This window comes from Carboxylicivirga linearis, assembly GCF_018271995.1.
Classification (GTDB): Bacteria; Bacteroidota; Bacteroidia; order Bacteroidales; family Marinilabiliaceae; genus Carboxylicivirga; species Carboxylicivirga linearis.
In genome coordinates this window covers 107,711-130,848 of record NZ_JAGUCO010000008.1, presented here as the reverse complement: position 1 = coordinate 130,848, position 23,138 = coordinate 107,711, and the positions used below count along the sequence as shown (strand labels likewise).

Sequence of the window (23,138 nt, the reverse complement as noted above, 5' to 3'; positions counted from 1 at the left end):
CTTATTTCGTTGTTACACAGTAAATACTTTCTTCGGTTCGAACCACAATTTTATCATTGATAAAAGCTGGAGTAGCAAATACTTTTTCACCCGTTTCAAATGAATCCAGCAAGTTAAATTCATCATCAGCTGAGAAAATATGCATGATTCCATCGGTGCTGAAAAGGAAAATCTTTCCTTCAGCTATAATGGGAGAAGAGTAAAACTCACCGTCAAACTCCTGTTCTTTTTTCAATTCGCCTGTTTTGGCATCATAAGAAACTACAATGCCATAACTGGTAGCTACATACACATTGCTGGCGGTTGCCACAGGGCTGGCTACTTCAGGCAGATAGTCGCTGGCATTCCAAAGCACGCTTCCGTCAGCTCCGTTGATGGCTGTCAGAGAAGCATATTCGCTGGCTCCGTATATGATGCCATTGACACTACAGGCGCTGGCACCCACTTCACCCGAAAGAAATTCCTCTCTCCAGAGTTGTTTTCCATTGTCGGGATCATATGCCGCCATAGCCGGGTTACCCATTAACACTAATTGTTCTTTTGCTCCAACCTTAGCCAAAACAGGAGAACTCCAGGTAATCTTTTCTTGGCGGGCTGTTGACCATTTTTCATCTCCTCTAGCCATGTCCAAAGCAATAACTTTCGATTCATTGGAATTATCGTATTGGATGATTAACAAGTTATTATAGGTTAGGAGAGAAGAAGCATATCCGTAATGATTATCGGGTACTCCTATATTTTTAGCCCAAAGCTTATTTCCATTCATATCCGCGCATATCAAATCACCAGTTCCGAAAATGGCACACACTTGTTTGCCATTGGTAGCAACGGTTGGTGCTGCCAAGCCTGTGTCATCAGTTGTTTTGGGTGCAGCAGCCGGTGAACCAGGAATGTTTTCAGCCTTTAACTGCCATAAGCTTTTACCATCATTTAGGCTATAGCAGAAAAGAATGCGATTATCCTGATCGGCTCCGGTAAAAAACACTTTGTCACCATTCACTACCGGTGAATTATGTCCTTTGAGTGGGATAGCAGTTTTCCAGGCGATATTAGTGCCTGCTACTAAGTCCCATTTTGTAGGAACATTTTTTGCATCCGATAATCCATTGGAATTATTTCCTCTGAAAGCATTAAAATTGCTAGTATTAACCGGTGCAACCACTGCTTTAGGTTCTTCTTTGGCAGGCTCTGAAACAACTTCTTCAACTTTTTCAGGAACTGTTTCTTGTTTAACATCTTCCTTGACTTCCGGTTTCTCTGAGATAGTTGGCTCTTCTGTTTCAACAACAGCAGGCTCCGGAGTCTCGATAGTTTCTTCCTCCGGTTCAGATTGGTCAATTGTTTCTACAACCGCTTCCTGTTGAGGTTCGGCGGTAGTTGTTTCCTGCGCTACTAACGAAGCTTGCAAAGGCTCTTCCTTGGGTTTGTCTGTATTGTCTTTCAAGAAAGGAGTACTTAACACAACAAAAAGCAAGGCGATGGCAGCCATTCCGGTAGCTGTAAATCCAACATATTTACGAGCCTGTGTTTTGATTACCCATTCATCAATCGGATCTAATTCCTTTTCAGGGATATCTTTATAATTTGAGAAATACAAACGAATGGAAACAATGAATACCAGCAACATTCCGATAAGAATATAAACACCTGTAATAAGATGATCCATACTTACGAAATAGGCTTTTCGCGCCATCAAATCCAACTGACGAATCTGAGCTTGTAATTCAGTATTCCCTGAATTCTGAATATTCAGTTCCTTTAGTGATTCAATAATTTCTGTTTGCAAAGGCGACGATTGCCTCACCTGAAAATAATTGGTAATCAGCATTATTGAAAAAGTAACAATGAATATGGCTGATACCAGAGTTATATTTCTGAAAATGACTTTCTTCATCGGTTATATTGATAGTTTTGCGGTTTTTACATCAAATTTGTTTTGCGGACAGTAGTCGAAGCATTTTCCGCAAGCCACACAGTCGGCATGTTCAATCTCATAAAGCTTACGAGTTCTTTTGGTCGATAAACTGATTAACAGGATGCCGATTACCAACCCAATAAAGCCACCTGCAATGGTCGAGTAGAACTTGAAATCAGCTTTTATCTTTTCTACATTGGTATGTAACTCATCCACCGTTTTTCCTTCACCATAAAAAGCTTCTACTTCAAGAGGCATAATGTTTTGAGGATTTTCTTCCTGTTGCTGAATCATATCGTATAATCTAACATCGTAATGCGCACGACTTAGATCATCACTGAAATAGCGCATCAAAACAGAACCTGCAACGATTAAAAGTGGAAGTATAATGAAGTAGTTCAATATTCTTTTTACACCAGATAAGCGTTTTTCTTTCACCTTATTATCGTAGGGTGGTTTGATTGCATCAACCGGACAAGCATTATGGCATAATTCACAATTGATACATTGTTGCTTGGTGATTTGCACTTTAAAGATGGAAATACGCGAAAATAAGCTTAAAAGTGCTCCGTAAGGGCAAATAAAACGGCAGAATGGTCGGCCGGTAAAAATGGATGTGATCAGAAGCAAAACGCCAAACAAAATTAAGCCAAAATCGCCGCCAAAACGGAATATGCCAATAAACGGATCGAACTTACAGATGATAAAAGAACTGCGGGTTACGGCATATAATATGGCAAAGATGAGGTAAATCCATGGGATGACACTTAATGCCGTTGTTAATGCTTTTGAGAGTCTGTAGTTTTTGATGTTTACCAATTCCTGTAAAGCTCCGAAAGGACATACCCCGGCACAAAATACTCGTCCAAACAAAAAAGCAAAGATGATAGGCAGGATGAAAAAGAGCAGGACTGATACTGGTAATATGTAACTTGAATCAGCCAGCGACAAGGCTACATTTTGAATGGATCCGATGCTGCATACGCAACCGCTTCGGAAAAAGCCAAAGTAGGCAACTGAAATGACCGACACCCAAATAATGGGTTTGCGGGTTTGTTTTTTAATTACTGCCCACGATACAAAGCTCATGAGCAATACTAAAAGGGCGATATCTACAAACAGCCATAATGATTCATTGGGCACAGCGTAGTTTATATCGGGATATTGATAGCCTGACTCAAAATCGGGTTTGGGAAACCTGTTTTGTGCAAAGGCTGCCATTTGCATTAATAGGGCACTAATTATGAGAAGTATCTTTTTCATGTGTCTGAATTTGTTTTTAATGGCCACATGGAACTCGTCAAGCTTGCTATATTCATTTGAGGGAATGTGTTTCTTAAGACTCGTTTCATTATTAATTATTCATCTTTCAGGTTATAGGCCATTGCGATTGGTACTCTGGTAATTGCCTTCGACGGACAAACTTTGGCAATTTGACACTCGTTACAGTCAACGCACAAGTCTCTTTTAATTTGAAGGTAAAGAGAACCGTTGCCAAATGAGGTACAGCCTTTTACGCACTTTCCACATCCGTTACATAAGCTCTCGTCAATGGAATATTCGAAGTATGGATCTTCAACAAACTTACGCTTAATGGCTCCGGTAGGGCACATCAAGTTCTCTGCAGCTGTGTTCAACTCCTTCACATTCGATCGATAGTAACCACCGCATAAATCGCAATACCCGCACACTTTATTGGCATGAAAGCATTTTACTGCCGAAACATTCAAAACACAATGTGTTTCGCAACGACCACACTGTGTACATTTTTCAGGATCGATTTGCCAATAATAACCTGCTTCTTGCTGATTAAGCCTAGTTGTTAATTTGCCGGCAACAAAAAGAATAGATCCTCCTGCAGCCACTTTGCCCAGCATTTGTAGAAATTTCCGTCTCTCTATCGGACTTTTTTTATTGTTATCTTCCTTCATCTCTTTCTCAAATATTAATACCCTTGCGTAGAGGGCAATTCTTTTTACATGATGAACAAGCTGAATTAGCTGCTAAGGCTTTATCGTATTTAAAGGTGGTAACCATGTTGTTACCCGCTGCGATTAGTTGATCGCCAATGGCTTTTATTCTATAGGCTTTATTGCCACCGCCAAGCATTTGGCTATCGAGCAGTAAACTCTGAAATTGTCCATCCTGGCTGTAACAGCTGATGCGAGGATTTCCTTTCTCAGAGGTGATAAGATCTCCGGTTTCAGTATAGGAAAGATGAACCGGATTACAGCATCCGCAGAATTTACCTGTAGCACCGCCTGCCTCACCAAAAGAGCCAATGTATTTTCCATCGGCTGAATATTTTTCCACCTGATGACGTCCCGGATTGGAACAAAAGATAGTTCCATTATTATAGGTTATTCCAAATGTGTAGCTTGGAATAATAAAACGGTTAGGGCTATCAATAATACGTTGAAAATTACCATCGATGGAGTACTGGCAGATGTTTTTGTTGCCGGCATCGGTTATGTATACCGAGCCTCCTCCAAATGCCATTGAGCAATAATCTGAGTTTTCATTAGCAGCTTTCCAATTTCGTATTTGATTTCCCAGCGTATCGAAAACTTTGATATGCGACGGATATAACAACAGAATTTCGTTGCCTGTAACGGCCAAATCACGTAGATTACTATCAATCTTAAAACTTGATTTTAGCGTTCCGTTTGCCTGATAAATCTGAACCTGATCGGCTGTTGAAACAATAATATTATCACCCAAAATTTCAAAGGCCTCAATATTATTGCCTGTACTAAATGATGAAACCAGTTTGTATGGCGATTGAAAAGCTACATTGGCTATATCCGGAGCAATTGAATTCCCATCTGTAGTACTTTTGTGCGTATAGTTATTCCATAACGTTACTCCTGAAATACCTAAAATCGTTCCTCCTGCAAGTATCGAACCTCCCATTTGGAGAAATTCTTTACGCGACATCTTCTGTTTCTTTTTATCCGGTTTCATTTTCAGTTGTTTTCGTTTGATTTGTTTTTGAAGGCGTAGATATCCAATCGGTTTTTATTGGCTACAAAAAGATGATCATCCAATACTTTAAGTTCATATGCCTTATTGCCTCCTCCTAATAATTTGTTATCCAACAGTACTTCATCGAATTGCCCATTGTTATTGAATATGCTGATGCGTGGATTTCCTTTTTCTGAAGTATAAATACGACCTTCATCAGTAATGTCTATATATGCCGGATTGCAGCAACCTGCAAAGAATCCAGATTCAGTTCCTGAGCCTCCGAATGAAGAAATAAAATCTCCGTCAGTCGTATATCTTTCTATCAGATGACGACCTGAATTAACAGCATAAATAGTATCGTTATAGTTGAAAATATCGAATGTGTAGCTTGGGATGATAAAATCGTGAGGGCTAAAAATAAATGTCTTGAAATTACCACCTCGGGTATATTTACAGATGTTTTTGTTTTGCGCATCGGTCACAAAAACAAAATCGTTGGTAAGTGCCATAGCGCAATAGGCTGAATTATCGCTGCATGCTTCCCAATGATTGATTGAATCGCCTTGCATTGAATAAACGTTTATTGCAGTAGGGTAGAGTACGAAAATCTCATTATTCATTATCGCTATATCTTGCAAACCTGATTTTATGGTGAATGAATTTTGTCTCTCTCCGCTCTTATTAAAAATATGAATGGATTGTTTATCAGCTAAAATTATTCGTTCATTATACAATTCAAAATGTCCTATCTCAAAAGGAAATTCGAGTGTTTGTACCTTATTTAAAGGACTGGTAAAAGGCTTGCTAACTGCTATTGTGCTAACCGTTTGTTCATCTTTATTCACAGAACTAACCATGTACGCGATGAAGCCTATTACAACAATAAAAATGATGATGTTGACAATAATTTTAACTGTTTTTTCCATGTCTAATTGATTTTAAAACATTTCACAGTATGTGCATCTCTCAAAACAAGCATTCCATCGGCATAGGCCATCGGTCCCCAGGCATCTATACCATCCATAACCCGTTGTTTTTTTATAAGGGTGAGATTCTGATTCTGGATTTCATAAACATACAATTCACCATCGTCTTTTAATGCGAAAAGCTTGTTATCAATGACGATATAAGGCCCCAATCCAAATCGTTCGTCAGCGGCAGAACTCCAAAGTGGATTGTGCAAATCATTAGGTGAAAAGGCAACCATTTTATTACGCAGACTTCCGCCATCTTTAGGAATCACGCAAAGAAGCATGTTGTTGTAAAAGATAGGTGTTTGCTGTTCGCTGGCAATTCCTTTGTTAGGCTTGTAACTGTCCAAGACTTTAACGTTACCTGAATTATTCACCTGAAACAAAGCTCCACCTGAACCATATCCGGCCACCATAAAAAAACGATTGGTTGATACCTGCACGGGGGAAGGAGCAATTACTGAAGGTTGCCATTCGTTGGTTTCCCAAAGCAATTGTCCGGGGGTGGTTTTATTTGCTGATATACCACAAATACCTCCAATACCGGCGTATACATAGGTGGCTACTTTGTTGATGTTCATCTTCATCACTGATGAATGCGACATTTTATAATTGAGTGTATTGGGCGTTGTCCATAATGCTTCACCAGTCTGAACATTTAATCCGGTCATTAAAACTTTGTCGCCTGCAGGAACCAGAACCAGAGTTTCATCATCAACCAAAGGACATTGTCCGGTATACCAAAAAGGAATTTCAGAGTGATATTCTTTTTGCATGTCAAGCGTCCATTTCAGGTCTCCGTTATGCGGATCACAACACATCACATGTCCGTTGGGACCAATGGAAATTATATAGTTATCACCAATGGCTGGTATTGTTCTTGAAAAGCCATGGTTTCGTTTGATGGGAACTCGGTACCAACGACGCCAAAGTTCTTCTCCGGTTTCGAGTGAGAAGCAACGTAAAGCATCGGAACTTAGTTGTTCGTTGTAATCTAGAAAATAGACTTTCCCGTTGTAAATAACCGGCGCAGCATGACCTTCTCCAGTTTCGATGCTCCACAACTCTTGAAAATCTTCGGATTTGATGTTGAGCTTTTCTTTGGTTTCAACAATGTTGCTTGAAGCAGCTCCTCGAAAGGCTGTCCATTTGCCGGTGAGTGTTGAATTCACATCGGCATAATGCATAAAGAATTCGCCAATTTTTACATCGTCGGCTTTTCGTTCCAAACCCTTAGGGCGGTTGTCCGCCCCGGGTGCCTGGATTTCAAAATCTTGTCGAGGGCTGTACAAATGCCAGCCAACAATTGCTGATGTAAAAACAAGAATTGTTAAAGTAGTAATGCTTTTAATTATCTGTTTCTCGTTCACAGAGTCTTGTAATAAAGTTATTATTTATTTTGCCTGATATGCCATTAATGCATTGCCATGGCGAACATAAATGATTCCTTTGTATAAAACAGGATGAGCCCAGTGCTGAGCTGTTCCCATGGTAATTGCGAACTTACTAACAACATCAAACTTCTCAGGAGTGGCATTGGCCAAAAGCATGTTTCCGCGATCGGTATAGCAAATCAACTGATTATCGTTAGCGATGATGTTACCCATAGCATAACCTTTTTCCTGAAATTTGATTTCACCTGTATTCCAATCGGCACAGAACCAGTAGCGATTCTTATCACCCGATCCATAAACATAGTTGCCCACTTTTACCATCGCACCAATTCTGTTGTCAAGTAGTGTTGATTCCCAAACTTTCTCAACTTCACGGCCTCCATTTTTCAATTTTAACATGAAAGAACCGCCTCCGTAACCACTAGTACAAAGAAGCATACCATCAGAATAAACAGGAGTATTGGCATGTACCGACCAGCGATTTGTTTTTTCAACAGACCAAAGTTTTTTACCTGTTTTGGCATCGGCACTAATAACATGACTGGCAGTGATCGTTACAACTTGAGGAATGTCTTGATCTTCGATATACAAAGGAGAACAATAAGCAGAAACATCCCCTTCGCCTGCACAAGACCAGATTAATTTACCTGTTTTTTTATTCAAAGCAACCAGATTATTTTCAGATCCACCAGGTGTAACAAATACCATATTATCAACTACCAAAGGAGCTTCGTTGATTCCCCAGGTTATATTGCTAGCTCCAAATTCATTTAGAAAATCTTTCTTCCAGATAAGATCCAGTGATTTTTGATCTAAACAATAAATAACTCCGAATCCAGAAATTAAATAGATTTTAGAATCGTCGATGGTTACGGTTCCTCGCGGTCCATTGTAGCTTTGCGACCATTCTTTGCCGTATTCTTTTTGTTGAAGAAGTTTTCCGTTAAGGTCGAATACATACAAGAATCCGGCTTCACCCTGGAGTCCGGTCAGGTAAATTTTGTCATCAGCTATAGCAACTGAAGAGTGACCTTCACCAAGGCCTTCGTAACTCCATTTCAATTCAGGACCATTTTCAGGCCATTGTTTTAGTAAACCTTTTTCGTGGTAAATACCTGATCGATCAGTTCCTCTCCATTGGATGTTGGTTTGAGCCGATACTAATACCGGTGCCAATGCTGCGATAAAAATTAGAATGCGTTTCATGGTTATCATCTGATAAGTTTTAGTTTGTTCATTGCATTTAATACAAAAGTGATATTGTACATTTCTTCGGAATACCAGAGTCGTGAGAAATAAAGGCCAATCGGCTCTTTTTGAAACAAATCTCCGGCATTGTGTTTATTTACAAGATACGTAATTCCAGCTTGTGTTTTTTCATGATTATAGTAGCCAAGTGAAGCTAGTGCACTTAACGCGCGCGCTGTCATAGTTACTTTTGAAGGAACGTTTTTTGCACCTCCCCATCCGCCATCTTTGTTTTGAGCAGAAATGAGGTAGTTTCTTCCTTTCTCAACTACTGCTTTAGCAACTTTATTATCAATTTCGGCAAGGTATTCAACGGCTAATGCAGTTCCATAAACCGGCGCTGATTCATCAGGTGAATTCTGATCACCAAACCAAAGTGGAACTAATTCACCCTCCTTAGATTGTATGGATTGCATCCACTTTAGCATTCTATCAATACTCTTGTTGCATTTTTGCTGAAGTTCAGCAGGAAGAACATCGTACCATAAGTGCATTGCCTGGATGGAATGAGCTGTAATATCGGGGCTGCTCGCATCAAACGGCAGTTTTCCCCAACCTTTACAGAAGGTAGGAATACCGCCATCGCGGTTTTGCAATTTAAGCAGCCAATTGATTCCATTCTCAATTTCCTTACAAGGTTTTCCATCCAGTAGAATATGCAAGGCAACCAAAGCTCCCGCTGTGTCATCGGCATCGGGCACTGCTCCGGGGCGATTGGTCCATCCCCAGCCTCCAGGTTCCGCACCTGTGAATGGATGTTTATATTGAAAAGCCAGTTTTTTGATCTGCTCAGCTACTTTTTCTTTATAGGGTTGATCGCTACCCAATGCTCGCACACTTAAAGCCGTTGCCCAGGAATCGAGATTCGTGTCAATGGGCCATGAGCCATCTTTACGAACCGTATCAACCAAAAATTCAACTGCCTTTTGTGTAGAAGAATGCTCTTTGAATCCGGCTCCGCACAAACACATGGTTACAAAGGCCGTCAATGGTGCAGCCTCCAAATATCCGCCATTCTCGGGTTGATGACTCTGAAGCACCTTCATTGATTTTGGGATAAACAAATCGCGAAGCGGCGAAAGAACATTCTTTCGGCCCATTTTATGACGAAGGATACCAACGGCAATCAAAGCCGGAATGGCATAACTCACCACTGGAAGTTGCAAAAAGCGAAAAACGCTTTGTGGCAGTATAGCCAATTCAAATGGCAGTTGAGGTATTTTATTCCATTCCTGAATCACACCGGCTAAGGCACACATAATCAGAATTGGAGCAGAAAAGGTCAAATCTTTTCCGTAGTATTTTAAAACTCCGTTAATAATTTCATCATCGCTTGATCCGCCAAGAGTTTGATCGATATAGTCTTTGGTTTTGGATGATGGTTTACCGGTTGCAAATAAGGCCGCATACGACAATAATGTTGCTGTCATGTTGGCCGGACTCTCAGGACTATCGCCCCAGGTTCCGTCTGGCAGCATAGTTTGATACAACCATTCCTGACCTTTTTCAATGGTGGCTTTGTGCTTTTCAGCATCAGCCATATATAATGCAAAAACAGATACTGACGTGGAAATGGCACTGGAAGAAAGCGTGCTTCTCCAGTTTCCATCATTCGAAACGCGGTTTGCAGCCAACTTCTGCTGCAAGGTTTCTATCATTACTTGTATCTGTTTGTCGTTTGTCATTCTGTGTTTGTTGGTTTATAAAGTTCCTAAAGCTAGTAGTCCGTAAAAAGTATATTCTACATCACTTGTTTCATCAATCAAAGTGGGGCAGAAGCCGCCCGAATCCAACCAATGAGCTTCCAAAAAATCTTCAGGATCGTATTTTGGTTTCTGACCATAGCATTGAAGCATAAAAAGCGCTGTGGCTGTTGACAGTATATCGGGTACAGGAGAGGCCGAAGCTCCCTGAAATCCTCCGTTTGCTTGCTGCAGATTTCTAAGAAAATCAACATTCCTGTTGGTTTCATATCCTTTTAACTGGCCGAGAACCGATAAGGCGGCAACTGTTGCGTTAGTGGTAGCACCTAAGCCCTTTGATAAATTTCGATATCCGCCATTTGGTAGGCGATATTCTTCCACTTCAGTTATAAAACTTGATTTATCCTTCAACTTGTTACCTGTATCTTCAAGCAGTGATAGCCAGATGAATTTGGAATAGGGCGATTGTGGGTTATCATGGGGTATTCCGGAAAAATCAGTTAATTTTTTTACTTTTTTTGATTTCAGTGAACCTAGCCAGGTTATAATTTTTCCGTTTTTAGATAAATCGGCTAAAATGCTGCATCTTACAAATGCTGCATAATGAATCAAATCCAGTTTTTCTATATCAAGTGAATCGAGGTATTTCCTCATTTTATTCACATCTGTTTTAATGCCGAGAATAAAGCATAACATCCAGCCAAATGCAGTGTAGTAAAGATCGGGTTGACCACCTTTGTTTTTGAAACAATGCTCGTCATTCATCTGCGAAAGAACAAAATCAATGATGTGTCGAATGGCTTCATCTGACAGTTGAGTTTTTGCTTTTTGCAGTGTATTAAGCATTTTTATGGAGATGGTTTCCTTCATCCTTACTTTAAGATCTTTTTCGTTACTCTGAAAAGTAATCGTTTCAATTCCACATTTTTGATTTCTTCCACAGCCTGTAAGGCTTGTCCTCTATATTCTTCCACCATACCATTAACTGTTTTGATGGCTTGGTTTAGAAAAGCTTTATTTTCAGCCTGATTAAGGAATGATTTTAAATCGGTTGAATACAGCATCGTGTTGATGAATTCATCATCGGGTTGAGCCTCACATATGGCAGCTAAAATTGCTGATGGTCGAGTACTTAAAGGCGTATCTGTTTCAAAATCTTCGATATCATCCTGTAACTGATAGGCAATACCCAAGGCTTTAGAGTAATCGTTCAATTGCTTGCGTAATCGTGCGTCATCATTGGCACAGATCACACCCATAGCTAGTGATACATCAAACGCAGGAACTGTTTTATGCATAAAAATATCCAACACAAACTCCATGGAGATTCGATGTGGTTGTTTACACCATTCCAGTTCCATACCTTGACCTTTACATAAGGCAATATGAGCTTCACTGGCAACTTTCAATAACTCAATTTTTCCACATTGAGTGAGCAAACGATAGCCTTCGCCCAGGTACATGTCGCCCACATTGATAGCCATGGGAACACCGTGAGCCGCATTCACCGTTTCTTTATTATATCTCAGATCGTCTTCGTCCTGAATATCATCGTGAACCAACGAGGCTTTATGAAAGCATTCAATGGCGATGGCAGACAACTGAAGTTCTTCAGGAATATCTGTCTTACCTGTTATAGCCAGATAGCTTGAAGCCAGTAAATAAGGTCGCCAGCGTTTCCCATCGTTCGACATCCATTCCCGCATAATAAGTGAGGTAGGATCATGTAACGGAGATAAAAGTCGGGCTAGATTTTCTTTGGAGAACCATTGTTGAAGGGTGCTTTTCAATTGATCGTAATCCAAAAGATGACTTTCTTTTTCCGATTTCAGACTCATCAATCTTTCTACGTAATCTAAATCAACGGTAGTGTCTTTACAACCGGCTTTATTTAATGGAATAGCCAAGCCCGGAACAGCATTATTAATTAGCAGAGGAAATGCTTTTTCCAGAGAATCTAAACAACTTATGCCAATAACAGCTTCGGCAACACCACTTTTAACCAGACCAATAACCGAAGTAAATCCTTCTGCCACCAAACTCATCATACCTAATTCTTCGGCGCGTGTTTGAATATTCGGAATATTACATGTGTTACATAGGTTGCAAAGCAATCCCAGTTCATCAATATCAGCCTTACATTTTCCTGAATTACGAAGACAAACAGGCAGCAACAGAATGCGTTTTTCGTATGGAATGCTGGCTACTGTATCGAACCAAAGTTGATTGTTGATTTCCACCATAATCCATTCACTCAGCTCTTCATTGAGATGATTGTTTTGGACAAATTCAGCTGCCAGTTCCGATAATCGATTCATAGATAAAGGAGGCTGCAGAGCTTTGCTTTTGACAAAACTACCAATGCCATCTCTTAATTCAGTACGATGCTCTGCAGTTTCAGGAACCTCGTATCTTGTCTTTTTCGATTCTATGTTTTTTGTGATTTTACCCATAAGCGCCAAATCCAAAAAAATATTTCTTTTTCATCGTTTTATAAAAAACATTTTCCTCAGGTATTGCATTCTCTTTCATGTCATGGCCTGCCACCTGACTCATATTTTTATACTCCTGCAAAACAGTGTTACGGGTTGTGGTATCCAAAGCTTCCTGTTTTTCAAGGAACTCAACCAATTTAGCCGGATCTTCCAATAGAATACATCCTCGAGATGCTGAAGCAGTCATTTTACGTAAATCAGCCAGAAAGGCTGACTGTTCAAAAAGTTCGGTCAGATTCGATGCATCTTCATTGATAAACTCTTTTGCCATTTGAAGAGGAGGACAAAATTCAACCGCTCCTCCGGGAGAGATATGATGGCTCATTCCGGTAGCTGCAGGACAAAGGGCTTTCCCCTTATCATCCCAATAAGTTTCAATAACCAAAAGGGGTGCATTTTTGCGTTGCTCAACAATAAACCTGCGCAAGTTTTTTATTTCTTCTTCGTTTAAGGCATTGAGGGGATTGGGATTATTACCTACCGGTCGGTAGATGTAGTACCAAAGGTAATGTACGCCTTCTTTTGCTAATCGATCGATGTACGCGCGATTAACCAAATCGTTGAAATTGCCTTTACAAATACTAGCTGCTGCCCCAAAGAACAATTTAGCCTTTTTACAAGCTCTGACCCCGGCTAGTGATTTGTTGAATACATCTGATTTACCACGACGTTGTTCACTTTCGTCTTCAAGGCCTTCAATACTGATTAATGGAGTGATGTTTCCCAGTTTCTTCATTTTAAAAGCTACTTCTTCGGTAAGTATCATGCCATTGGTAAAGAGCTGGAAATAGCAATCGGAATGTTTTTCGAAAATCGAAAACAAGCCTTTGTATAACAGAGGTTCACCTCCCAAAATCCCGAAGAAATAGGAACCTTTTTTCTTGCTTTCGGTGATGATACCGTCTAATTGTTCCAATGAAAGAGATTTCTTTCCACCTGGAGTCACCCAACAACCACTGCACGACAGATTGCAAGTTTCGGTAACAGAAATCATTACAAATGCCGGGAAAAATGGTTTTCCTTTGGCTTGTCGTTTTTCAAAACGGCTCATGTTCACCAGATTTCTCCATCCAAAATTGTATGCCAACTTCCACAGAATACGGGGCGAGCATTCCAATGGAATTCGCATAAAGGTTTTTAAGGTGGCTGTATAATCTGTAAACTTCATTTCTTTTGTTGATCTTTTGAGGCTGTTTATTCTTTTTTAAGGTCTAACCCCAGATTGATGGGAGTAGTAGATTTTGAATTATCTTTTTTAAGCAATGAAAAACGACTTCTATTTTGCTTTAATCTATATTCTAATCGTTTTTGATAAGCTTCTTCCATATCATCTTTCGAAAACACTTCTTCCAATTCTGTTCCTCCGTTGATGGGTGATTTTTCGTATTTCGGAAAAATAATTGCGCTGGATGGACAAATACGGGCACAGGCCGGACAATTGTTCTTGCAATTTTCGGGATGAATAACTTTTACTTCTTTATTTTCTATAGTATAAACACCAAAAAGACAAAAGTCGTGACACTTTCCGCAGTTGGTACATCTGGTTTTATCAAGCACCGGATACCAGGCATCCGTTCCATTATTATCAGCTAAATGATTGACATCATTTAGTATGTCAGAATCGATTGGTTGATCTTCAATATCAGAAGAAATATTGAATTCAGTTAAGATATCTGCTACCTCTTTGTTTCGGATATCATAAATATTGTCAGCTTGTAGATTTAACCAATTCATTTGTGATTGAATGGCACGAGAATAACAGGCTATAATAGCAGTTTTAGCAATATTTTCAACTTTTGGCGATTGCTTCTGTACTAGTTCGCAAAGGTCAGCTATTATGGTTACATCATTACCATTTTTTTGAAGTTCAGTAGCTAGTTGAGCTACCTTATATTTTTTTACAAAAGATCGGGATGAACAAGCACAAATGGTAATTTTTTTATTGCTCATAACAGGTGTTTTTTGATATCAATGCTTGAAGATAGTCAGAACTTGTTTTAAAATATGGTTGGAAGTCGTAAAAAAGAAAAAATGCATAATAAAGGCGAATAACAAAAATACAGGACTGTTTTATCTGATTTAGATGATAATTTTAAGAGAAAAGTGTGATTTATAAATGAATATATTGTTAATTAATAGAAGTCAATTCTGGAATGAAGTATTTGAATTGTAATTATTGAAACGGTAAAAAAAAAGGCTGACTTATTATTAAAGACAACCTTATCTAATATGATTATTTTAATGATTCTTTATTCCGCAACCTTAACGCACATAATCCGGTTTTGGTCACGAATAATAAGTTTACCATCTGCTAAGGCGATAGGGGCCCAGTTTTGAGTTGAACCTCCAACTTGTAAAGCAGCTCCTTCAACCTTGGTTCCTTCAGGTGCCAATATTTGTGCCGAAGAAATAGGTTTATATTCCGAAGGATCGGGTTTTATCAAATATAAAGATTGAACACCATCAGTAGCCAATATATGGCCATCGGCATATATCATACTTCCTTTATTAAAGTCAGGATCTTTTTTGGTTCTCCATAAGATTTCACCATCCATATTCATGCATACCATACCGTCTCTGCGTCTATTGGTAGCATATTGAGTGTAAAAATAACCATCAATTAATAATGGTGCCGTTAGTTGATTTCCAAATTCTTCGGTTACAAATAATTCTTTGGTTGTATAACTTCCATCTTCGGCTTTTACTATTTGAATCAGAGTAGCACCCAGTTCGTACCCTCCAGCAATAAGTATTTTATTATCTCCGGCATCAACAGCACTTGGAATAGGATTTCGACATTTCCAATTGTTGTATTTCCACAATTGTTCGCCTGATTTAGGATTCAATCCAACTACATTACCCATTTCATCACCATTGCGCGAAGAGGCTGTTATCATCACCACATTATCTTTCCCATCTATTTTTACTATTGCAGGACTCGCATAGCCAGTTAAGCCTAATGAAGGAGTTTTCCATTCTACCTCGCCTGTTTTTTTATTATAGGCAACAACACCGGCCTCAGGAGCTTGCGATGCAACTATTACAAGGTTACCGTATATTAAAGGACATTGAGTAATAGCCCAGGTTGGAATCTTTTCGCCGCCAAAATCTTTCCATATATTATTATTCCAAACAGGTTTATGTGTTTTTGTATTAAAGCAATATAAATCGCCGTAAAATCCACATGAATAAACGAAGTTTCCATCAACGGCTGGAACACTTCTTGAACCCGGAAACATCACTGATCCGGGAGCTGAATATTCATAACGCCAAAGTTCTTCTCCGTTGGATAGGTCAAAGCAACGCATGATATCTCCTGTTTCATCATTGCGGTCGAGTAAATAAACTTTTCCTTTTTGTACAACCGGTCCGCCATATCCTATTCCAACACTATCAGTCCATAAGATTTGAGGACCTTCAGCTGGCCATTCTTTTAAAAGTCCTTTTTGTGGTGATTTACTATCGCGGGTTGGACCTAAAAATTGTGGCCAATCCTGAGCAAAGCAGTGAATACTTAAACTGAATAGGAATACTAATAAGAGTTTGCTTTTCATTTTGTATGGGTTTTTTAAGGATTGTGAAGAGTGATTTTAGAGTATTTAAAATAGCTACTATCTAATTATAAGTATTTTTTTGTGGAATCGAAAGTTTTGTTCCTTAAAAGGAATAAATAGGGGGTGATGACGAAATTATTATATAGAAGTTTTCTAAATCCTTCAATCAAAGTGCTTTTAATTAAAGCTTAATATAAGAATGTTAAATTTAATTCGATTAAAGTATGTGATACAAATACTAAAGTGCAGAGTCAGCTTCAGACATACTTTCAAGAAATAGAGATAGCCGAATCACTTAATGATATTTTAACTCAGAATTTAGTATTTATTGCTTACATCCGGTAGTTTTTAAAGAAGTAATGTAATTGAACAGTAAGATAAAATTTTAATTTTATAAAGGTGATAAAAGTAGAAAACCACCTCAATAATGAAGTGGTTGTTTTTTTGTTGAAAGTGGAGCTGCAGGGAATTACTAGTAAGTCTGTAATGTAATGAAATATAAGTGTATGAGATTTATTTAGTAGGATGGGTGAAACAGAGGTGAAGCGTTTTTTTGAGTACTAGGAAGACTGAACCTTTGTTAAAAAGAAATCTCCCCCTTTCTACAACTATAGCCTCATGAACTACAGTAAACGTAGCAAAGGGGGAGTAATTTTTTAAATTCAGGGACTCTGGTATTAATTACCCGAACCTTCAATTACCTCGAACAGTAATTAAGGTTAAGTCAAAAGTACTTAAAAATGCAGTAATTTAACAAGCGATATCCAACATAAAAGTATAGATATTTTTATGAAATGTAAAGGTTATTGTTTATAAAAGTATAACAAGAGCCTTGAAGTTAACAATAAAATGGTTTAATAGCTTTTAGCAAGCATCGCAAGGGTATGGAGCCTCTACAGCATGATAAACCTTTATTATTGGCCAATATATTTAAGAAACTTGCAGATTATAGTTTTTTTCTAAACATGGGTTTTAATGTTCAGAATTTTAAGTTCACACTTATATAGATGAATTAATGCCAGAGTAGTTGAAGAGAATGGTATGTTTGTTCAAGATAAGAGTAGTGATCTTAAGAAAAGTGTGTTTCTGGAGGAGGTCAGTCACATAGGGGGGGTAGACTATCGTATATGGACAAAGTACGGTAATCTATTAACAAGGGGTTTTTTTAGTTTTGTGAGTGCCAGGTTTGGCAATTAAAACATTTTGTTCATATTTTTAAATAAAAAATGAACAAAAAAGAATTGCCTTTGGCTCATCTTAGAAAATTGAAAAAATTTGTTGATGACCTCTTACTTCTACATCAAAACTTTCAAGACTCCATATATATTTCGTCAAAGACAGATTCAACTATTGAATTTAGAGATTTAGAGAGTAATTCTAATTATAAATTTTTTGTTGATATTAATAGAAGTTCATTTACTCCTAGGCAATTGTCTTTAGTTTATTTTGAAATGTTTCCAGCTTCTGGAAATGACTTGAAGCAAAAGGATGGTAATATGGATACAGAAAATTTAATTAAGGTTTTTGAAGGTTGGGGTAGGACAATAAGAGCTTTTAATGAAATTAATGTCTCCTTCAAAGATCCGTTTATAGCAAGATATGAACAAGAGTTTTATGATTCATGGAAATTGGTTGATGAAGATGCGGATAATTCACCTTTTGACTTGAAACGTCAGTTAATTATTGATAAAACCATAACTTCTTTAATAAAAGTAGTTGATGAATTCACAGAAGTGGAAGATGTAGAAGAAATAAAAAAAGATCTAACAACATTGAAGGAAAAACACACTTCTATGACAAAGAATGAAGTTGTTAGAAGGTTAAGTAAAGTATTTGCAAAAGCAAGAAGTAAAGGATGGGATTTTTTATCTAGACTCTATTCAGAAGCAGAGAAATATTTATTTAAATCTGCTATAACAAGAGGTTGGGATATGTTAGGAGATTTCGATATGTTTAATTAAGGAATTACCGCAAGCGGTCAATCTTTCTGGGTTAAATGGTAACTTGCAGCAATTTTTAACTGATGTCATTACTTGAGCCGAGCTAGATGTTATCACAGCAATTCTTTTATTAAAAGGTATGAAATAGCTGTATTACTCTCCACTAAGTAGATGCTTAAATAAACATTCTTTTAAGAGAGGAGGGAGCAGTGTATTAAAAAGCATTCCTTATTTTTTATAGCAAGGCACATAAATTCATTTACTCAGTAGACCTGTTTATCGTAAACCTCAGGATTGGTGATATTATGGATCAGAAAGTAACCAAACTGGTCAATATTATTCCCGGTCAACAGGCCGAAACAGTAGTATTGTATTAATGGGAAGGGTAGATTTAAATATTAGAAGATAAAAATTATAAATAGTATAGTGTTTATATTTTGTTTAGTATAAATTACTATGCAAATAGTTTGATATTAAGAGGAAATTTTAATGTTTAATTTTATTTAATTCAAATACTTTTAATGAAAGAATGTTACTAAAATTATTTATAATAATAAACAAAATTGTGTATTAAGACCTATCAATACTTTTTTGTTTTTTGCACATTAAATGTAATAAACCAATGTTTTATATATTAAAATAATATTGATAATTATGGAAGTTACGTTAGGAATTATTGGATTAATAATAACTCTAATGAGTTTTGGATTTGGGATTGTTCAATGGAGATCAAATATAAAATCAAAAGAGATCTACAATCAAAATATTAGGAGTTTGTGGGATTTATCAAGAAGTTTCTCTCCATATAGAATTACTACTGATGAATTAAAAACTAAAACAGATGATATGGAAATAATATCTTTTATTGAGAAAAGTCATCTAGGATTCAGCACAATGTTTAGACAATTAACACCAATATATATTCAATCAGTAAAAAACAAACTTTCTTATGAATTTATTAAATCAATGATCGGAAATGGTGAAATAGGAAGTAGTTGGACATTAAGATTAGTTTTAATGGAAATGAATCCAGAAAAAAGAAATAGAAATAATGATCGAGAGTGTTATGAATTTTTGAAAGAATCCAAAAAATATCTAACTGATGTTAAGAATATTATGAATACAAATCAAAAGGAAATGAAAAATAATAGAAAAATCTTAACTAATTAAAAGAAGATAAGAACGAATCAAAAAACAATGATTTAAAATATATATAAAATAAGAAGTCGAAAATAAAATGGAGAATACCTTATATTATACATTAAGCACTATTGCCCAAGTTGAGGTCGCTTTATTAGCTGTGCTTGGAGTTTTTATTTTTTATAAACAACAAAAAATTACAGATATACAAATAGGTCAAGGAATCGCTTCTATGGAAGGACATAAAGAAGATGTTGCAAGTTGGTATAATAAAAAAAAGTTAGGTATAAATCCAACTTTAATAGAAAGTATTTCAATGAGATTGCAAGATGCCATTCATAGAAAAAATGTCTATGGAATTGAAAAGGAACTTTTAATAAAAACGATTGAAGAGGTAGAAAACAATAGAAGTGAGAGATTTAGTTATGCAAATCACATTTATAGTCTTTTCTCTTTAACAAATAGATTTAAAAAGCGATTTTCATTGATGTCTATGGTTATAATATTTCTTTGTTTTTTGTCGATTACTGTTTCTATTACAACGCTTTCTATGATATATGTGATTCAAGAAACACCGTATGTAAAATCAATTCTATTACTTAATGTTTTGATTTTTTTAGTATCAATAGTTAGTAGTATGGGGCTTTTGGTATTTGCATTTTATTCTAAACTACCTTTCGAAGTTCATAAATATAAAAGAATTTTAGAATTAAGAAAAAAATTAAATAATGATTTGAGAAGACATAAAAGCTTGCATTAATTTTTATCATTTGTTAAATGCAGGCTATTTCAGTATTTTTTGTCTGTGAGTAAACTTTACAGGTATGCCAAATTTGGCAGAAAGTTTAAGGCTAATAGATGTGTTTTAGTAAATTAACCAGATTAATTCTCAAAATATTTGTATTTGATAATTGCTAATTCAGAATTAAATGAATTCTTCAGTTTTATATCAAGTGCATTAGAAATATTTTTATTTCCTTTCAATCTATTTAGAAACATAGGGTTATTGCAGTCTAAAAGCCATTCCGCGTTAAAGTTTTTATAATTGAATGTATTAGGATTTAAAAGCCACTTCTCGAAGTCATTAAGATTAGTAAATCCTTTTAATTCGTCAATTTCAAAGTCAATGTTGAATTTATAGATTAAACTTGCTAACCTGATGAATAGGACATCAGTAAGCTTTAGAGTCCCATATTTGTATACGCCATTTCCTTTGTGTTGATTTATATAATCACAATATTTTTGGAAGTATCCTTTTGAATTGTATTTATAATCTGACTTAAGAAGTAAGTCAAAATAAAAATCACTATTAAAATTGTTATTTAGCTCATTTTCTATCGCTTCAATTAATATTGATTTGCATTTTTTATTACATATCTTGATTAAATGTAATAGGTGAGAGTAATTTGCCCGTTTACCATCATCAGAGCTACTTTTTAAAATTGCAGTTTGAACTAGTTTTGTATTCTCGATTTTATCATTAGGATAAAACTCTCCTATCACAATTGAAGTAGTTTCTATCAAATCCGTGTATTTAGTATTATTAAAATCATCTCTGTCAATGGCAATCTTTAAAATAGCCATCAGTTCTTCATATGCAAATAAATAACCTTTAACAGTAAGAAAAATCGAGAATTGTTTTAAATCAAACCATGCTAATTCTGTTTCAATTTTTATGAACTTAATTAGTGGTTGTATTGAATTACCGAATTGCTCCTTATCAATATCTAACCTTCTTAGAATGGTGAATAGATTTGAGAAGATATTTGTATAATTATCTCTAAATCCATAATTAGTTAAATATTCTTCAATCAACGAACTTTTAAAAGTGTCATTAAATATACCATCATTCAAATATGATGTCGTAAAATTATTTAGCTTTTGTATTAGGCTATTTATACAATCATTGCTAGATTTTAATTCTTTATTATCTTTTAAAACACTCTGTAAGTCTTTGGGGCTAATATGAAGTATTGCTTCTGTTAGAAAAAACTCATTGAATTCAGTTATCCCTACTTCTTTTGTATTATAACTAATGACAAGTCCTTTAAAAACTTTTTCTGTTAGGGATTTATACCTATTAAAAACATCATAAAAGATAAAGTTTCTATTTACATGAAAATAAAGAGAGAAATATGCCAGTGATAAATTAAGGGGTAAGTTTGGCCCGGAGTGTTGCATGCCTCCATTGTCATAAAGGCTTTTAAGTTTTTCTATTTGAAATACAACCTCCTCAATTTCATCTTGTAGTTTATAAATTAACTTGTCCTCTTTTATTCTAATTAAGTAGTTTTTAACTTCCGTATCAACACTGAATTCAATTTCATTATAAATGACTCTATCTAAGTCAATTGATTTTATATTATTTAAAATCTCCGCACTATCAGAATATTGATAATCATTTATAAGATTGTGCAAGTATTTGATATTTAGCTTGCAGAGAAAGAACTCAATTTCTTTAGATTCCCTTCCTTTTGTTTCTTTTTCTATGACTTTTAAAACGTTATAAGCATCCTTGTAATTATTTGAGGCAACTAAATAATTTCCAAATGCATATTCTGGCGTGTTGAAATTTTCGTTGCCTAAACCAGCTTTTAGTTTTTTAAGTAACTTATTAAAATTTAAGCTTCTATAGTTACAACTTAAGCAATCACATTGTTTGGTTTCTATTAGGCTAATTCTTTTTGTTATTCCTTCCTCTCTTTCTTTAAAATGAAACCTATGCCTTTTACTAAAGCCAATTGTTCTTGAATTTTGTGCTTCAATTTGTTTATAATCCTTTACAGCACTTATTTCATAAATCATACAATGATTAAGGAATCTAAATATAGATTCAAGTTTATTTATTGCATCAATTACATTTAAAGTTGAAATATCATCTTTTAAGGATTCAGAAATTACCAGTTCACTATCTTCAATTTCAATTTCCATTAAAAGATTATAAATGTCTGGATTTATCGTAAACAAGTTACGGTTATAATATTGCCAAACATGCTCATCTAAAATATTGAAAGGAAAAAGAGTTGCTATGTAGTTGGGGTCAACAAAACCTAAACCTTCAAATTTATGAATGCAATTATATAACCTATCGATAATATGAATTGGCAAATCTTGTTTCTCAGAAAGTAATTTTGTTTTTTCTAGTAAAAGATCAGTCTGTGAATTACCATCTTTCTTAATAAACCTATCTTTGTGAAATAGAAACAGCAACTCTTTTAATTTACCTTCATTAACTAAATCTTTAAGAAAAAAAGATTGATATTTTGAGCTGTCAGTTGAAACATAAAATCTAGTTTCCTTAATGTTTGATACAATAACCCATTTACAATTTCCTCCCATTGTTGGAGCATAAGAAAAACCCTGCTCTACAGGCGTCTGCTCACCTCTTCTGTTTTGTTTTGAATCAATCTCTGTTTTCGCATCTTTAAATTCAATAACTGCTCTGACATCGTCATTATTACCTTCTTTATAAAAGTATCCTAAAGCACCATCAGATTTTTTCCCATCAATGATTGATTTCTTTTCTTCTCGCAATAGCCATTCATTCGAATTGCCATAATTAAATCCCAATACGTCTCCGAAAAATTGAGTAATGAACCGTGATTTTATTTCTTCCTCTTTAAGTGCTTCAAGTTTCCCAGATTCTAATTCTTGAACAAGATTTTTAATAATAATCGATATTCCTCTTATATCAGAAACAGAAGAAAATCTAAATTCTGAAATGTAATGCGATAGAAAATTATCTGTAAATATTGGGTTGCCTCTCATTGTATCATGCTATTACCTATGTGGATTATTGATTGTACTGCTT

17 protein-coding genes are annotated in these 23,138 nt (G+C 36.0%); 3 read left to right on the top strand and 14 right to left on the bottom strand.

Translation table 11 applies throughout. The annotated features are described in order from the left end of the window. Position 1 precedes the first annotated feature (1 nt). From KEM10_RS12780 to KEM10_RS12720, 13 genes are all read right to left on the bottom strand, one after another. Positions 2-1,894, bottom strand: coding sequence for an outer membrane protein assembly factor BamB family protein (locus tag KEM10_RS12780; RefSeq protein WP_212216403.1), 1,893 nt, complete (start codon positions 1,892-1,894; stop codon positions 2-4). Positions 1,895-1,897: 3 nt separating this feature from the next. Beyond that, a complete protein-coding gene (locus KEM10_RS12775) occupies positions 1,898-3,178 on the bottom strand; it encodes a 4Fe-4S binding protein (RefSeq protein ID WP_212216402.1) in 1,281 nt (426 codons plus the stop codon). Between the two features lie 95 nt (positions 3,179-3,273). After that, on the bottom strand, positions 3,274-3,846 hold the full coding sequence (locus KEM10_RS12770; RefSeq protein WP_212216401.1) for a 4Fe-4S binding protein: 573 nt from the start codon (positions 3,844-3,846) through the stop codon (positions 3,274-3,276). Between the two features lie 7 nt (positions 3,847-3,853). Then, positions 3,854-4,879, bottom strand: coding sequence for an NHL repeat-containing protein (locus tag KEM10_RS12765; RefSeq protein ID WP_212216400.1), 1,026 nt, complete (start codon positions 4,877-4,879; stop codon positions 3,854-3,856). 2 nt (positions 4,880-4,881) lie between these two features. Continuing rightward, a complete protein-coding gene (locus KEM10_RS12760; protein ID WP_212216399.1) occupies positions 4,882-5,808 on the bottom strand; it encodes an NHL repeat-containing protein in 927 nt (308 codons plus the stop codon). Positions 5,809-5,810: 2 nt separating this feature from the next. Continuing rightward, complete coding sequence (locus KEM10_RS12755) at positions 5,811-7,223, bottom strand: outer membrane protein assembly factor BamB family protein (RefSeq protein WP_212216398.1); 1,413 nt, start codon at positions 7,221-7,223, stop codon at positions 5,811-5,813. A gap of 24 nt (positions 7,224-7,247) precedes the next feature. Next, the gene (locus KEM10_RS12750) at positions 7,248-8,453 is read right to left on the bottom strand and encodes an outer membrane protein assembly factor BamB family protein (protein ID WP_212216397.1); all 1,206 of its coding nucleotides are present in this window, start codon (positions 8,451-8,453) and stop codon (positions 7,248-7,250) included. A gap of 5 nt (positions 8,454-8,458) precedes the next feature. Next, entirely contained in the window at positions 8,459-10,180 is a 1,722-nt protein-coding gene (locus tag KEM10_RS12745) for a prenyltransferase/squalene oxidase repeat-containing protein (RefSeq protein WP_212216396.1), read from the bottom strand. Between the two features lie 15 nt (positions 10,181-10,195). Next, the gene (locus KEM10_RS12740; protein WP_212216395.1) at positions 10,196-11,068 is read right to left on the bottom strand and encodes a prenyltransferase/squalene oxidase repeat-containing protein; all 873 of its coding nucleotides are present in this window, start codon (positions 11,066-11,068) and stop codon (positions 10,196-10,198) included. Positions 11,069-11,070: 2 nt separating this feature from the next. Beyond that, on the bottom strand, positions 11,071-12,651 hold the full coding sequence (locus tag KEM10_RS12735) for a polyprenyl synthetase family protein (protein ID WP_212216394.1): 1,581 nt from the start codon (positions 12,649-12,651) through the stop codon (positions 11,071-11,073). Then, the gene (locus KEM10_RS12730; protein ID WP_212216393.1) at positions 12,644-13,861 is read right to left on the bottom strand and encodes a radical SAM protein; all 1,218 of its coding nucleotides are present in this window, start codon (positions 13,859-13,861) and stop codon (positions 12,644-12,646) included. Before KEM10_RS12730 ends, KEM10_RS12735 begins: the two co-directional genes overlap by 8 nt. A 26-nt stretch (positions 13,862-13,887) precedes the next feature. Further along, complete coding sequence (locus KEM10_RS12725) at positions 13,888-14,643, bottom strand: ATP-binding protein (RefSeq protein ID WP_212216392.1); 756 nt, start codon at positions 14,641-14,643, stop codon at positions 13,888-13,890. Positions 14,644-14,942: 299 nt separating this feature from the next. Next, positions 14,943-16,247, bottom strand: coding sequence for an outer membrane protein assembly factor BamB family protein (locus tag KEM10_RS12720; RefSeq protein ID WP_212216391.1), 1,305 nt, complete (start codon positions 16,245-16,247; stop codon positions 14,943-14,945). A 1,226-nt stretch (positions 16,248-17,473) separates the two neighbouring features. Between KEM10_RS12720 and KEM10_RS12715 the strand changes: the two genes are divergently transcribed. The 3 genes from KEM10_RS12715 to KEM10_RS12705 all read left to right on the top strand — a co-directional run bounded on the left by KEM10_RS12715 (position 17,474) and on the right by KEM10_RS12705 (position 20,087). Further along, positions 17,474-18,208 carry a hypothetical protein gene (locus KEM10_RS12715; protein ID WP_212216390.1) on the top strand — a complete coding sequence of 245 codons (735 nt, stop codon included), beginning with the start codon at positions 17,474-17,476 and terminating at the stop codon, positions 18,206-18,208. Positions 18,209-18,841: 633 nt separating this feature from the next. Further along, positions 18,842-19,357, top strand: coding sequence for a hypothetical protein (locus KEM10_RS12710; protein ID WP_212216389.1), 516 nt, complete (start codon positions 18,842-18,844; stop codon positions 19,355-19,357). Positions 19,358-19,424: 67 nt separating this feature from the next. After that, on the top strand, positions 19,425-20,087 hold the full coding sequence (locus KEM10_RS12705) for a hypothetical protein (protein ID WP_212216388.1): 663 nt from the start codon (positions 19,425-19,427) through the stop codon (positions 20,085-20,087). Between the two features lie 122 nt (positions 20,088-20,209). Here KEM10_RS12705 and KEM10_RS12700 read toward each other — a convergent pair whose 3' ends face one another. Then, positions 20,210-23,095, bottom strand: a complete 2,886-nt coding sequence (locus KEM10_RS12700) for a hypothetical protein (RefSeq protein ID WP_212216387.1) — start codon at positions 23,093-23,095, stop codon at positions 20,210-20,212. Positions 23,096-23,138 lie beyond the last annotated feature (43 nt).